Raw genomic sequence first — 13,653 nt, 5'->3', positions numbered from 1 at the left:
CTTCGTAAGCATACGCCTTGTTTGCGAAGCAAACTTACTTCGTAAGCAGCAGCTCGTAGAGCTCTGGCATCACCTTGTTTAAGCGTGCCGGCTGCCAATCTGCATTAACCCATACATGTTTGGTGCCGCCTTCGACTAATAGCTCTCCGGGCAATGGTTTGCCTGCTTCAAATTCAGAGGCATGAAAGTCGGAAGCCGCTACCCTTCTAATTTGCGACTCAAAGGAAAGCCGTACAGGCGAGTAGTCTGCCACTCGTGTACATACGAGAACCATATCATCATAACGAGCAGGCAGCACATAGCGGCATTGCAAATCCACAACAGGCAGCAGCAGGCCGCGTTCCTCTATCGCTTTGTAGCTGTAGCCAGCATTTCTTATCCATTCTGTACGTCCAATTTCAAACCATGTTATATAATTCCCATGAAAAACGACACCCATTTGATCGGTTTCCTGATAACGAACGCGTATGGGGTGCATGAACCAACCGGAAGCTGAAAGCATAACTGAACCTCCCTAAACCATTTACAATAAGCTTACATAAAACATATGTAATTAGCAAAAAGCGAGGGTGCAAACACCCTCGCTTCAGCTTTCGTACCCTATAGTTATTGAGAAAGCAGCTGCTCTAATTACAGTACTTTCGATTGGCCGTGATAGATAACGCCAGTTTCGCCATAGATGGTTACTTCCATGCCATCCTCAAGCAAATCTGTTGCATTTGCAATTCCAAGAATAACAGGAATTCCAAGGTTAAGGCCTACTACTGCAGCATGGCTGGTAATGCCGCCTTGCTCCGTAATAACGGCAGCAGCCTTCTCAAATGCAGGCATATATTCTTTGTCTGTGGAGATCGTAACCAAGATAGAGCCTTCGGTCGTTTTCGCGATAGCTTCCTCTGGTGTACGAGCGACAACGATTTTGCCGATAGCCGTTTGGCTGCCGATGCCTTGTCCTTGAGCCAAAAGCTCACCGATATGATGAATTTTGATTAGGTTTGTTGTGCCGGCGCGGCCTACAGGAACGCCTGCTGTAATGACAACTGTATCGCCAAGGCTTAGGAAGCCTGTGCTCATGCCGCCTTTTACCGCATTTTCGAACATTTCATCCGTTGTATCCGCATCAGGACCAAGCACGGCGAATACACCCCAAATGAGAGATAGACGACGCAACACCTTCTCATCTGTCGTTACCGCGATGATTGGAGCCTTAGGCTTGTACTTCGATACCATGCGCGCTGTAAAGCCGCTTTGTGTGGAAGTAATAATCGCTTTTGCACCTAGATCAAGAGCAGAGTTGGCAACAGCTTGGCTGATCGCTTCTGTAACCGAAGTTTGTTGTGCATTGGCTTGTTTAGTGAAAATTTCACGGTATTCCAAAGCCGCTTCCGCGCGCTCTGCGATACGTGCCATCGTTTGTACCGATTCCGTTGGGTATCTTCCTGCAGCCGTTTCGCCGGATAGCATGATTGCATCCGTACCGTCGAAAATTGCATTTGCAACGTCACTCGCTTCTGCACGAGTCGGACGCGGGTTGCGCTGCATGGAATCCAACATTTGTGTAGCCGTAATAACTGGCTTGCCTACGCGGTTGCCTTTTTTAATCATGTTTTTTTGTACGAGCGGAACCTCTTCAGCTGGAATTTCAACGCCGAGATCGCCACGCGCTACCATTAGGCCGTCAGAAACCTCAAGAATTTCATCCAGGTTGTCTACGCCTTCTTGGTTTTCGATTTTGGAGATAATTTGAATATGACCCGCATTGTGGCGCTCAAGAAGCTCACGGATTTCAAGCACGTCGCTTGCTTTACGCACGAAAGAAGCTGCTATGAAATCTACGCCCATCTCGATACCGAATACGATATCATTCGCATCCTTCTCTGTGATACCAGGAAGCGAAATTTTTACGCCTGGCACGTTAACGCCTTTTTTGCTTTTAATTGGACCGCTATTTACGATACGGCATACGATTTCAGTTCCATGAACCTCTTCTACCGTCAATCCGATCAAGCCGTCGTCGATCAAAATAGTCGAACCGATTGTTACATCGTTTGGAAGGTTGTTGTACGTAATCGGAACACGATTGCGATCACCTAAAATGTCTTCCGTCGTAAGCGTAACGGTATCGCCTTGATTCAATTCAATAGGCTCTTCCTTCAGCTTGCCAAGACGAATCTCTGGACCTTTCGTATCAAGCAGAACCGCTACCGAAGTGCCGAGCTCGGCATTCGCAATGCGGATATTTTTGATACGATTGCCATGCTCTTCGAAATCTCCGTGAGAGAAGTTAAGACGGGCAACGTTCATGCCTGCTTTAATTAGTTTCTTTGTGTTTTCCAACGATTCGCTGGATGGACCGATGGTACAAACGATTTTAGTTTTACGCATGTAAGTTTCCTCCGTATATTGCCTGAATTCTATACTATACTGACATGACACCCCACTGCTTGTACAGTGAAATAATCAATTTTACATATAATTTACTGAATCGTCGAAGTCGCTTCCGGCGTTTGCTCGCGAGATTGATCCGCTGCATCGGCTGCTTCTCCAATTTTGGAGTCAACTGGCGCACTAGGCGCTTCGAGCGGTTCCTCAACCATTTTGAACTTGCCGACCTTACGGAATTTATTATAGCGATCCTCAATCAGTTGCTCAGCGCTCATTTGCATTAGCTCTTGTAGATGCAGCCATAGCTTTTCCTTGATTTGCTCCGCTTGGAACGCCAAATCCTTATGAGCGCCTCCCTGCGGTTCAGCAACGATGTCTTCGATTACGCCAAATTCAAGCAAATCTTTAGCCGTAATTTTCATAGCTTCAGCAGCTTGATCCGCCCTAGAGGCATCCTTCCACAATATCGATGCTGCTCCGTTTGGCGAAATGGCGCTATAAATTGCATTTTCCAACATAAGTACACGGTTGCCGACGCCTAATGCCAATGCACCGCCGCTTCCGCCTTCACCGATAACGATACAAATGATAGGCACGCCGAAGCCGGCCATTTCCCGCAGATTGCGCGCAATCGCTTCCGATTGTCCACGCTCCTCAGCAGTTTTGCCCGGATAAGCACCCTTCGTATCAATAAAGGTAATAATAGGCCGTTTGAACTTGTTCGCTTGCACCATAAGCCGCAAAGCTTTGCGGAAGCCTTCAGGATGAGGGCTTCCAAAGAAGCGAGCGATGTTCTCGCGTGTATCCTTGCCCCGCTGATGTCCGATTACAGTAACTGGAACGCCGTTAAGCTTGGCAAGTCCTCCAACAATGGCAAGATCGTCCGCAAACAGACGATCCCCGTGAAGCTCCATATAATCTGTAAATACGGTTTGAATGTAGTCAAGCGAAGTCGGACGCTGATGGTGGCGCGCCATATGCATTTTTTGAGCCGGAGACAGCTCGCTGTACAGCTCTTCTTCAAGCTGCTTGCATTTTTGCTCCAGTCCCAAAATTTCCTCGGAGAAGTCAATTCCCTTCTCCACGCTCAAGGTCTTCAGCTCGGTAACCTTCTGCCGCAAATCGTTCAGCGGTTTTTCAAAAGGCAGCTCACCCGCCATAGGATGTTTCCTCCCTTACGCAATGCATATCGAGCAGCTTTGCTAACGTAGGCTTCATATCTTTGCGGTGTACGACTTTATCCAACTGGCCGTGCTGCAAATTAAACTCGGCTGTCTGGAAGTCATCCGGCAGCTTCTGGCGAATCGTTTGTTCGATGACAATCCGACCGGCAAAGCCGATCAACGCGCCAGGCTCGGCCAAATTGTAATCGCCCAAGCTCGCAAAGCTTGCCGAAACCCCGCCTGTAGTAGGATCGGTGAAAATCGAAATAAACAAACCGCCTGCGCCTTGAAATTTCGAAAGCGCTGCGCTCGTTTTGGCCATTTGCATCAAGCTTAAAATACTTTCCTGCATCCGGGCGCCGCCAGAAGTAGAGAAAATAAGAAGCGGCAGCTGCTTCGCATGAGCCGCTTCGATTGCTCTAGTAATCTTCTCTCCAACAACGGATCCCATACTGCCGGTGAAGAAATCAAAGCTCATCACAGCAACGACAACCGGAAAACCGCCGATCGTTCCTTCTCCCGTTACAACAGCTTCGCGAAGGCTCGACTTGCTCCTCTGCTGCTCAAGCTTGCTGGCATAACCAGGGAAGGTTAGCGGATCGACGGATTCCATATTCGCATCGTATTCTAACAAATGTCCTTCATCCAGCGTCAATGCTATACGCTCCCATGCGCTTAGCCGATGATGATGGCCGCAGGAAGAGCATACTTTTAAATTCTTTTCGAGCTCTTTGCTGTACTGAATCGTGCCGCATTTGGAGCACTTATTCATCAAGCCCTCCGGAACTTCCCGCTTGCGGGGTTCCGAAGGTATAGTCGCATATTTCTTCTTCGTAAATAAGTCCTTTATTTGCACGTGTGACACCTCTCAAGGCGCAATAGTATAGAGCAGTCCATCATAATGGCCGCATAATGGAGTTGAAGACTTCTTGAACTTCCTCCAACTCGCCAGACGGAACTAGTATCTCGTATTGCTGTTTGGACAGATTGACAGAGCGGATTTTCACCAAAAACCCTTCCTCCGTTAGCCGCTTCTTGATGTTATCTGCGATTTTTGCTGTTGGTGCGATATAAATGACCGTCCACATCATGGTACCTCCTGAAAACTTTGCTACCGCAAAGTTCACTTACTAAGCATAGCTATCCCGGTAACAGGCCATATGATGTCACAATGATACCATAGTCATGGGGAATCCGGCAAATCATATCGGATCGCTTTCGGGTCCTGATGCGCAATTCGTGCCGATGCTGCAGCGGCCAAACCAGCTACCAAGTCATCCAGAAACACATGAATGCGTTCGCCTTTTATATTCAATTGACGAATAATGCCGGGTTTTACTTTATCTAAATATCCGAAGCTCGTCAATCCAATCATGCCGTAAACATTCGTTATGCCTAGCGCCAGTGTCTCGTCGACACCGTAGAGCGACTCATCGGTTTCCATGATCGATTGCAGCGGTTCCGGAAGCAATCTGCGCTCGGCTAATTCATCGAGCGCAATGCCGGTATACAAGACATATTGCACCTCGCGTTTAGCGAGCACCGCCCTTACGCTTTCCTCACATTCTTCCATCGTCAAATCACCGTTATAGGGACGCTGCAGCGTATATACGATTTCGGTTACGTCGTCGATCGATACCCCGCGTTTTAAGAGCCAATTCTCAATTCCTGTCATAGGACCCATCCCTCCCGTAACTGCTTGTACGTAAATCTTGGAAACATTTGCGTGAGCAGATGGCATTGTCCTAAGCCAAAGCTCGCTAAACTGCGAGCTTCTTTGCCATCGTCACTTGTATCTCTAAACATATGCGCGTACAAGCTTTGACGTGCATACGAAGTACATTTGTTTGCGAGATTTTACGGGAGGAGAGAAGTTCCTAGTCATAAAGCTGTTTAATTTAAGAGAAAGAACCAGCATCTTACCTATGAATATTTTGCAGAATCTCACTGCATCAATCATTATTTTTCCTATTAAAAACGCTTATATCGCTTTCATCTCTTGCATATTTGCAAGCATAGAGCAGTTGGCCTTCTTTTGAATCATTTCGCTATCTCACCACGATCGCGCCTTCCCCCAGCAACTGCTCGACAGATGCTATGAGCTTCGGTGAAGGCTTGACGCGATAGCTGTCGCTCAGCGCGATCGATTTCTGGCCTTGTACATAGAACAGAACGGTAGCGAGCTGACCGGAATGTGCTGCAAGCAGCCCTTTGAGCTTCTCAAGCACCGCGGGCTCTTCATTCGCTGATGCGATTTTGATATAAACGCGCTGCGGCTTGCGATCAGCTTGCGCCGAACGGGCCTCATCATTTTCGCGCGGCCTGTCCGAGCTAACCGCGATTTTTTGTGAAGGCGCCTTTTTCTGATAGGCTTGTTGGCGTACAGCCTCAGTCGGCCGCTGGGCCTGATATCGTTGGCCTGTCTGAGTGCGATTTTGGGCAGCTCCACCGCCTGCACCCGTGCTGCCGCCATTCGTGCGTGCAGCGCGGGCTTGCGCCTGCTTTTGCAGCCGTCTTACCTGCTCCGCAAGATCCACGTCCGCATCGCCTATCGGCACGCAGTCCTCGACAAGCAGCTTATAATCATCATCCTGCTGTTGAACGGTTGCCTGTATGATCGCTAAGCCGCCCTTCTCAAGCTTGCTTCCGATTCGTTTCCATATCGTCGGAAACACTACGGCTTCCACGCGCATAATACGATCCTCAAGCTCCAAGAAACCCATCGAAAGCCCCTTTTTATTCGTGAAGGGCTTAAGCGACACGATCATGACGCCTACGATGGCGATCGTCCCATCCTTTGCATCGCTCAGCTCGACCAAGCGGTCCAGCCCAAGCGTTTCAAGCTGCTGGTCAACCGCATCGAGCGGATGTCCAGATAAATAAAGTCCCAGCAGATCACGTTCAAAATCCAGCTGTTGACTCGTCGTGTAAGGACGAATATCCGGAAGCTCGACATCCCAGTTTTGTACCTCGTCGAGGCCGAACATTTCGATTTGCAGCTCCTCGCGCTCCTTGCGCCATTTGACAGCTGCCTCAACGGATTCCTCAAGGGCGCCTAGCAGCTGAGCGCGATGACCGGGCAAGGAATCCAAAGCTCCCGCTTGTATCAGCGACTCCAATACCCGCTTGTTCACGACTCGCAAATCTACGCGTCTGCATAGATCGAGCAGGCTCTCAAATGGCTGTTCTCCTCTCTCCTTCTGGAGCGCTTCAATCGCCTGCGTGCCGACGTTTTTGATCGCCGCAAGCCCGAAGCGCACGGCTTTGCCAACTGGCGTGAATGACACCCCGCTTTCATTCACGTCTGGCGGCAGCACGGCAATGCCCATACGGCGGCATTCATCCACGTATTCAGCCGTCTTCCGCTGGTTGCCAGTCACGGAGGCGAGCATCGAAGCCATAAACTCTACCGGATAGTTTGCCTTTAGCCAGGCCGTCTGGAACGCAAGCACGCCATAGGCCGCCGCATGCGCCCGCGGGAAGCCGTAATCGGCAAACCGCACGATCATATCGTACACATGATTCGCATCCGTATCGGAATAACCTTGCGCAAGGCTCCCCTTCACAAAATGCGTCCGCTCCTCATCCAGCACCTCGCGCTTCTTCTTAGATACAGCGCGCCGCAGCAGGTCCGCTTCGCCTAGCGAGAAGCCCGCCATAAGAGAAGCGATTTGCATAATTTGCTCCTGATAGACGATGATGCCGTACGTATCCGACAAAATTGGCTCCAGAGATGGATGCGGATATTCAACGGCAACGTCCCCATGCTTGCCTTGAATATATTTCGGAATAAACTCCATCGGGCCTGGACGATATAATGCCAGCACCGACACGATATCCTCGAATTCCGTTGGCTTCAAATCCTTCAGGACGCGCCGTACGCCGGCGGATTCAAGCTGGAATATGCCGGTCGTATCGCCCCGGCTGAGCATCGTGTAGGTTGCCGGATCATCGTCGCGAATCGTATGAAAATCAATCGATTTGCCATGTTGCTCCTTCACAGCCTTCAGTGCCCGCTCTAATATCGAAAGCGTCCGCAAGCCGAGAAAATCCATTTTGAGCAGCCCGATCGCTTCTAGATGTTCCATGGAGTATTGCGTTAGCGGAATCCGTTCGCTGCCGGCCTGTATGGGTGTATAGTGGGTCAGCGGTTCTTGCGAAATAACGACCCCCGCAGCATGCGTGGAGGCATGACGCGGCATGCCTTCTACCTTCAATGCCATCTTGAGCATTTCCGCCGTCTTCGGCTGGCGATCGCTTGCCTCGCGCAGCTCGCTGCTGATGCGAAGCGCTTCCTCGAGCGTAATGCCCAGCTGATTCGGAATAAGCTTCGCAGCACGGTCCACATCTTGAAACGGTACGTTCATCGCCCGACCGACATCCCGTACGGCAGCCTTGGCTGCCATCGTCCCGAATGTAATGATTTGCGCGACATGCTCATCGCCGTATTTGGCGGCAACGTAAGCGATAACCTCATCGCGGCGCTCGTCATTGAAGTCAATATCGATATCGGGCATAGAGATCCGCTCCGGGTTAAGGAAACGCTCGAACAAAAGCTTGTATTTGAGCGGATCAACATCCGTTATACGAAGCGTGTACGCAACCAAGCTTCCCGCGGATGAACCCCTTCCGGGACCTGTGCGTATGCCGCGCTCATGGGCGAAGCGAACAAAATCCCAAACGATCAAAAAGTAATCGCTGAACCCCATTTTATCGATAACGGAAAGCTCATACTCGAGCCGCTGCTCTGCCTTCTGCTTGTATTCGGCATCGGCCGCCCATTCGGGAAGTCCGGCGTATCTTGCAGTCAGGCCGTCACGGCACAGCGTCATTAAATAATCTGAAGAGCTCATACCAGCCGGTACCGGCCTGAAAATGGGCAGCGCGGCGCGGCCAAGCGTCAGCTCCAGTTCGCATTTGTCCGCAATTTCACTCGTATTCGCCAGCGCTTCCGGTACATGCCGATACAAAAGCGCCATCTCGTCTGCGCTCTTCAAATACATCTGATCCGTCAGCATCCGCAGCCGATCGGTATCCTCAGTCGTTTTGCCCGTACCGATGCACAGCAGCACATCTTGAACGGCAGCATCCTCCGCGCGAAGGTAATGCACGTCATTTGTTGCCGCAAGCTTAATGCCCGTCTTGCTGGCGAGCTTTATCATTTCGGCCGCTGCCTTCTTCTGGTCCAGCAAACCATGATCCTGCAGCTCCAAATAAAAATCGTCTCCGAAAATCGCTTTGTAACGCAAAGCGCTAGCTTCTGCATCATCGAATCTATCATGCAGCAAATGCTGGGACACTTCGCCGCCGAGGCAAGCGCTTAAGCAGATTAATCCCTCTGAATGGTCGCTCAGCACCTCCATATCGACCCGCGGCTTGTAATGAAAGCCTTCCAAATGAGCGATGGAGCTAAGCTTCATCAGGTTCCGATATCCGGTCTCGTTTTTGGCGAGCACGATCAAATGATAAATCGGATTTTCCTTGCGCGTCCCTTTCTCAAAACGTGATCCGCTCGTCATATATAGCTCGCAGCCGATAATCGGCTTAATGCCTTGGGCTTTGCATGCCCGGTAAAAAGGGATAGCTCCGTACATGACGCCATGATCGGTCAGCGCAAGCGCCTTCATGCCAAGCTCAGAGGCTCTTGCCGTAAGGTCACGGATTCTAGCGGCGCCGTCAAGCAGGCTATATTCGCTATGGACGTGCAAATGCACGAAAGATTGTTCGTTATGTCCGCTCATCGCAACCGTTCCTTTCCGCGTAGACCAAATAAGTTACGTCTATTTTATCATAATCGCACAGGACACGCCCATAGAATGGTAGCAGAGCGTACAAGCGTGCATAACCAGCCTTGCATCCGTCAACCTTCATCACAAGCTCTCGGATGCTTCTTCGCTTCACTATATTTTTAGGAGGTAAGCGTATGAGCTACTATTTGTCCAAAGCGGGACTTGATTTCTTTATTGCACTTGGCGTCGTCCTTGGGGGCTCGACGCTCGCGGGAGTGGGATCTGTATTCATGCTGCTGCCACCGGCGACTACGATGCTGGATACGGCAGCAAGACTGAAAATATGGGCAATTGTAGCCGCTGTCGGCGGATCGATCGACCCCGTTCGCGTCATAGAAAGCAACATTATGGAGGGATACTTGAATCCGGCGGCGCAGCAAATCAGCTTTATTCTCATCGCTTTTCTTGGCGCCCACTTAGGTACGGAGCTGGTCCGTCTCATATGCAAGGGAGCCGTTTAAGCGATGCGCGTACCGCCGTTTGGGCGTTTTGTGAGAGGCATGCAAATGGTTGGAGTGTTGATACTTGGGATGATAATCGGAGCTATCGTCTATAATTCTCTTTATTTGGCGGAGTTCCAGTCACTAATTATTTTGAAGAGCGAGCTTGAGGTGAAGCTGGAGCAGTATGAGCAGGATATTCGGCTTTTAAAAGAATTCAAAAATCAGCATACCGTTATTAAAAGCATACTGCCGCGCATCGAGAAAGAAGCCGGACAAAATTCCGGCAGGCCTGCTCTTGACCAAGTGACAGAAGCCGAGCTTCTTAAACGTATAAAGAAAGATCTTCAGGGATTCCTCGGCCAGAGTATTTTTGTCATCGATTCCGATGCCAAATTCGCCCGAAAGCTCCTTGATAAGAAAGTCTATATGGATGTGTTCAACAAAGATTACACCATTGAGGTGCAGACGATCCTCGTCGTCGAAAATGTCCTTCATGTATGGATCAAGGTTCGAGACTACACGAAGCCTCCTTCCTAAGCACGCAGCCTCATTTCGTGGTACAATAGAGCCTGTCTATTTGCGAAATCGATGCTGCAACTACATAACTTAAAGGAGCTACTTTCTCATGGATCAACTTCTGCAATGGCTGCTCATGCCGGGCATCCTTATTTCACTAGTGTTCTCGGTCGTGTTCAGCTTTAAATCCCGCCGTTCCTCCGATACAAGAACACGGGCAATCTTCTCAGCAAGAATGAATATTAGCATGGGTATCATGCTGCTGTTCATCGCGTTGGTTCAGCTGTTTCTGTCCGGCGAATCCACGCTTCGCATCGTCATTGGCGCCATATTCCTAGTGCTTGGCGTATTCAATCTGTTCGCCGGCCTTCGCAATCTCAGCATCTACAGCTCGCCAAGAAGCTAAGTCAACCGTTTAATACGGGTCAATCATCTGGGCCGTCAGCATCGCCTTGGCGGCCAATCCTTTCGTATCCTTAACCTCGATTTCCAGCTTCGTAAACTTCCGGCTCATCTCCAGCGCCTTCGGTATGATCGTTATCTCACTATCTATTTGAACGGGCCGAACATAATAAATCGTCATACTCTCCAGCAAGTAATCGCGCTTAGCGGTCTCCCGAATCATTTTTCGCGCTGCTTGTGTCATAAGCGTGGCGAGAAGCCCCTCTGATACCATCCCGAGCGCACCTGACATTTGCGGCGTTATCCTCCCCTTGTAGGCTATGCCCAGCTCATCAGGACCAACTCCATTGACGTTTGCTGTAGCCATAAAGCCCGTCCACATCAAGTCCTCAAACGTTTCTCCCGATTCCGGCTGCTTGCCGGCAAATCGCATAGCATCAAGCACTTCCTGCCTCGTTACGACACCTAGCAGCTTGCGGTGCCTATCAACGATAGGCAGCAAATCAATGCCTTCCGCGGCCATCGTATGAGCGGCCGAAGTGACCGTAATGTTCGGTGCCGCCGTAATCGGCTGCTTGGTCATTACTTTATCTACTTCGCTATCCACTGGCGTTCCGATCGCATCCTTAGCAGTCATCATGCCGACAACCTTGCTTCTCTCATCCACAACGGGAAAACGTGAATAGCCGGTAGCGAGAGACAGCTTATGGAAATCGGAAATAGTATGCCCGATTCGCAGAACGTCGGCCGGTCGACTGAATGTGACGATATCTTCGATCAGCATAATTTTCCGTTTAATCAGCCGATCGTACATGGCACGGTTGATCATCGAGGCTACCGTAAACGTATCATGCCTGGAGGTAATAATCGGCAGAACACGCTCATCAGCGAGCCTGATCACTTCCGCGCCCGGCTCGAAGCCGCCGGTAATAAGAACGCCGGCTCCCTCCTCCAGCGCACAGCGATACGCGTCGATTCGGTTGCCTACGATCAACAGGCTGCCTTCGTCGATATAACGAAGCATCGCGTCGAGCTCCATCGCGCCAATAACGAATTTATGCAGCGTTTTATCGAGACCTGCCGCCCCGCCAAACAGCTTTCCTTCCACGATTTCGGCAACCTCGCCGAAGGTGAGCTGGTCAAGCGCTTCCCTGCGCTTGCGGTCGATTCGAACCGTACCGATCCGCTCCCTCGTGCTGACAAGCCCCGAGCTTTCCGCTTCCTTAAAAGCTTTATAGGCCGTACCCTCGCTGACGCCAAGCGATTTCGCAATAGCGCGTACCGAAATTTTCGTTCCAATCTTAAGGCTTTGAATATAATTCAAAATCTGTTCATGCTTCGTGCTTGTTTCATTTCCCGGTCCGATTGGAGCCACTCTGCAACCTCCGTCCAACTTGCAATCCTTTCTCCCTATTATAGGAGAAAGTGAAGAACAAGTCATGCTCGTCCCGATTCACTTCACCTCATAGCTGCCATTGCAGCAGCACCTGCTCTACCTTCAGCTTGGCGTCTATGAATTGTCCCGTTTTCCCCTTCAGCTTCCATTTCTTGAATAAGTGCTGTATCGTTTGCAAGTTGATGGCATCCTCTGCGCCAGACATAATAAATGCCTGCCAATCATAATCAATCGGAATCGGATAACGAAGCGCCAAAATGAGGAATTGATTGAGTTCAATGACTTGCGCTGGAATCTCTTCATAAATGCTAGAAAACAAAAACGAGCTATGCTCGCTGTATGGTCTAGAAATAGAATCTGATTTTAGCTCAAGCACGTATTCAACGATCTGTGTATGCGGATTTACGCGACAGCTGAATGAACCGCGGGCAGTTATTGCCTTTTTAACTCGTTGAGACAAGCGAAAAGTGAATCGAACAAGGAAGGGAACGTTATTATAATAAGCGCGAACTTTTCTGAAAAACTCGAATTCATCAACCACTTGCAATCCTCCTCGCGTAACGTTTCTTCCCATTTATATCCTATCATTTTTAATGGAATTGGTAAATTGATCCTTTATAGGCAATCATGTCGATAGAATGATACTTTTTTACACAATTATAGTAAAAAGCCCATCTATTCGTCAATGATTATAGTCACTATTCCTAATATACTCTATAGAGTGTTGTTGATAGGCAAGTAAAGTTTTATCGTTAGGCTGAGGTGACGGTATGAGTGAGATTGCAGGGCTAGTAGGAGAAAACATTCGTCTGCTGCGCAAAAAAAGAGGGCTAAGCCAAGAGCAGCTTGCTTTCCGCGCTGATATTAATGCTTCCTATATGGGACAAGTTGAACGCGGGGAAAAAAATCCGACAATTGATGTGCTCAGCAAAATCGCGCTTGCGCTGCAAACACCGCTTGAGAAGATTGTGAATGTCATTTCTATTCCAGACGCCGCGGAAGAGCCTGCTGACGAAGGCTATGCGACCAAAATTGTCCATCAAATAAACGGCCTTACCTTAAAGGAGCAGGAAGCTGTATATAAATTTGTCAAGCAGCTTGTGCAATTTAAGGATATGTAATTAGCGATTTATATACACAAAGAAGATCCGCCGATATAGATATCGGCGGATCTTCTTCATCTGGAGAACAGGGCAATTGACTGTCCAAAAAGCTAACCACGCGCTTTTCTTGTGGCCTTTTGCAGCAGCTTCTGCTCCCACAGCAGCGCCTTCGCCTTCTTAATGCGGGCCAGCTCCCTGCGCTTCTCGTCATTCATCACCAGCGCATTGACATGCGCCGTTACGATGACTAACGCAAACAAAATCCATACGAGTCCAAATACACTCATCAAGCTCCACGGCGCGCTCAGCTCAAGACGCGGAAGCGCATATACGAGCATTGCAAGCGCTATAAGCAAATACAGCACATGACGGCCTTTTCCGGAAAACATTCCATTCAGCTCCTCCATAGGGTCGTAAGCGGCTCAATATCTTGTCCGCATTACCATTCTATGAGAA

The 13,653-nt window shown here is 49.6% G+C and carries 14 protein-coding genes; 4 read left to right on the top strand and 10 right to left on the bottom strand.

The window, feature by feature from the left end; all coding sequences use genetic code 11:
• Positions 1-34: 34 nt before the first annotated feature.
• The 7 genes from AC2TDN_RS16230 to AC2TDN_RS16200 all read right to left on the bottom strand — a co-directional run bounded on the left by AC2TDN_RS16230 (position 35) and on the right by AC2TDN_RS16200 (position 9,289).
• Entirely contained in the window at positions 35-502 is a 468-nt protein-coding gene (locus AC2TDN_RS16230) for an acyl-CoA thioesterase (protein WP_484688907.1), read from the bottom strand.
• A 128-nt stretch (positions 503-630) separates the two neighbouring features.
• Positions 631-2,385, bottom strand: a complete 1,755-nt coding sequence (gene pyk / locus AC2TDN_RS16225) for a pyruvate kinase (protein WP_484688905.1) — start codon at positions 2,383-2,385, stop codon at positions 631-633.
• A 92-nt stretch (positions 2,386-2,477) separates the two neighbouring features.
• Positions 2,478-3,545: an acetyl-CoA carboxylase carboxyltransferase subunit alpha gene (locus AC2TDN_RS16220; protein ID WP_484688903.1), complete on the bottom strand. Its 1,068-nt coding sequence runs from the start codon at positions 3,543-3,545 to the stop codon at positions 2,478-2,480.
• Positions 3,535-4,404: an acetyl-CoA carboxylase, carboxyltransferase subunit beta gene (gene accD, locus AC2TDN_RS16215; protein ID WP_482066382.1), complete on the bottom strand. Its 870-nt coding sequence runs from the start codon at positions 4,402-4,404 to the stop codon at positions 3,535-3,537. The genes AC2TDN_RS16220 and accD overlap by 11 nt, the downstream gene beginning before the upstream one ends.
• Positions 4,405-4,444: 40 nt before the next feature.
• Positions 4,445-4,636, bottom strand: coding sequence for a hypothetical protein (locus tag AC2TDN_RS16210; RefSeq protein ID WP_053374720.1), 192 nt, complete (start codon positions 4,634-4,636; stop codon positions 4,445-4,447).
• A 95-nt stretch (positions 4,637-4,731) separates the two neighbouring features.
• Positions 4,732-5,223, bottom strand: coding sequence for a phosphatidylglycerophosphatase A family protein (locus tag AC2TDN_RS16205; RefSeq protein WP_484688901.1), 492 nt, complete (start codon positions 5,221-5,223; stop codon positions 4,732-4,734).
• Positions 5,224-5,596: 373 nt separating this feature from the next.
• Positions 5,597-9,289, bottom strand: a complete 3,693-nt coding sequence (locus AC2TDN_RS16200) for a DNA polymerase III subunit alpha (RefSeq protein WP_484688899.1) — start codon at positions 9,287-9,289, stop codon at positions 5,597-5,599.
• Between the two features lie 182 nt (positions 9,290-9,471).
• On the opposite strand from AC2TDN_RS16200, the gene AC2TDN_RS16195 reads away from it, so the two are divergent.
• From AC2TDN_RS16195 to AC2TDN_RS16185, 3 genes are all read left to right on the top strand, one after another.
• Positions 9,472-9,798 (top strand): YtrH family sporulation protein, encoded by a 327-nt coding sequence (locus AC2TDN_RS16195; RefSeq protein ID WP_482066379.1) that lies wholly within the window; start codon positions 9,472-9,474, stop codon positions 9,796-9,798.
• Between the two features lie 45 nt (positions 9,799-9,843).
• Complete coding sequence (locus tag AC2TDN_RS16190; protein WP_484688897.1) at positions 9,844-10,317, top strand: sporulation membrane protein YtrI; 474 nt, start codon at positions 9,844-9,846, stop codon at positions 10,315-10,317.
• A gap of 88 nt (positions 10,318-10,405) precedes the next feature.
• Complete coding sequence (locus AC2TDN_RS16185) at positions 10,406-10,702, top strand: YtpI family protein (RefSeq protein WP_482066377.1); 297 nt, start codon at positions 10,406-10,408, stop codon at positions 10,700-10,702.
• 9 nt (positions 10,703-10,711) lie between these two features.
• On the opposite strand, the gene AC2TDN_RS16180 is transcribed toward AC2TDN_RS16185, so the two are convergent.
• Both AC2TDN_RS16180 and AC2TDN_RS16175 read right to left on the bottom strand, forming a co-directional pair.
• Complete coding sequence (locus tag AC2TDN_RS16180; RefSeq protein ID WP_482066376.1) at positions 10,712-12,073, bottom strand: DRTGG domain-containing protein; 1,362 nt, start codon at positions 12,071-12,073, stop codon at positions 10,712-10,714.
• Between the two features lie 88 nt (positions 12,074-12,161).
• Positions 12,162-12,635, bottom strand: a complete 474-nt coding sequence (locus AC2TDN_RS16175; RefSeq protein WP_482066375.1) for a hypothetical protein — start codon at positions 12,633-12,635, stop codon at positions 12,162-12,164.
• Between the two features lie 229 nt (positions 12,636-12,864).
• Between AC2TDN_RS16175 and AC2TDN_RS16170 the strand changes: the two genes are divergently transcribed.
• Positions 12,865-13,215 (top strand): helix-turn-helix domain-containing protein, encoded by a 351-nt coding sequence (locus tag AC2TDN_RS16170; protein WP_482066374.1) that lies wholly within the window; start codon positions 12,865-12,867, stop codon positions 13,213-13,215.
• A gap of 92 nt (positions 13,216-13,307) precedes the next feature.
• On the opposite strand, the gene AC2TDN_RS16165 is transcribed toward AC2TDN_RS16170, so the two are convergent.
• Positions 13,308-13,586, bottom strand: coding sequence for a hypothetical protein (locus tag AC2TDN_RS16165; RefSeq protein ID WP_169087006.1), 279 nt, complete (start codon positions 13,584-13,586; stop codon positions 13,308-13,310).
• Positions 13,587-13,653 lie beyond the last annotated feature (67 nt).

The organism is Paenibacillus sp. Y660 (assembly GCF_057221575.1).
This window is presented reverse-complemented; position numbering and strand designations above follow the sequence as displayed.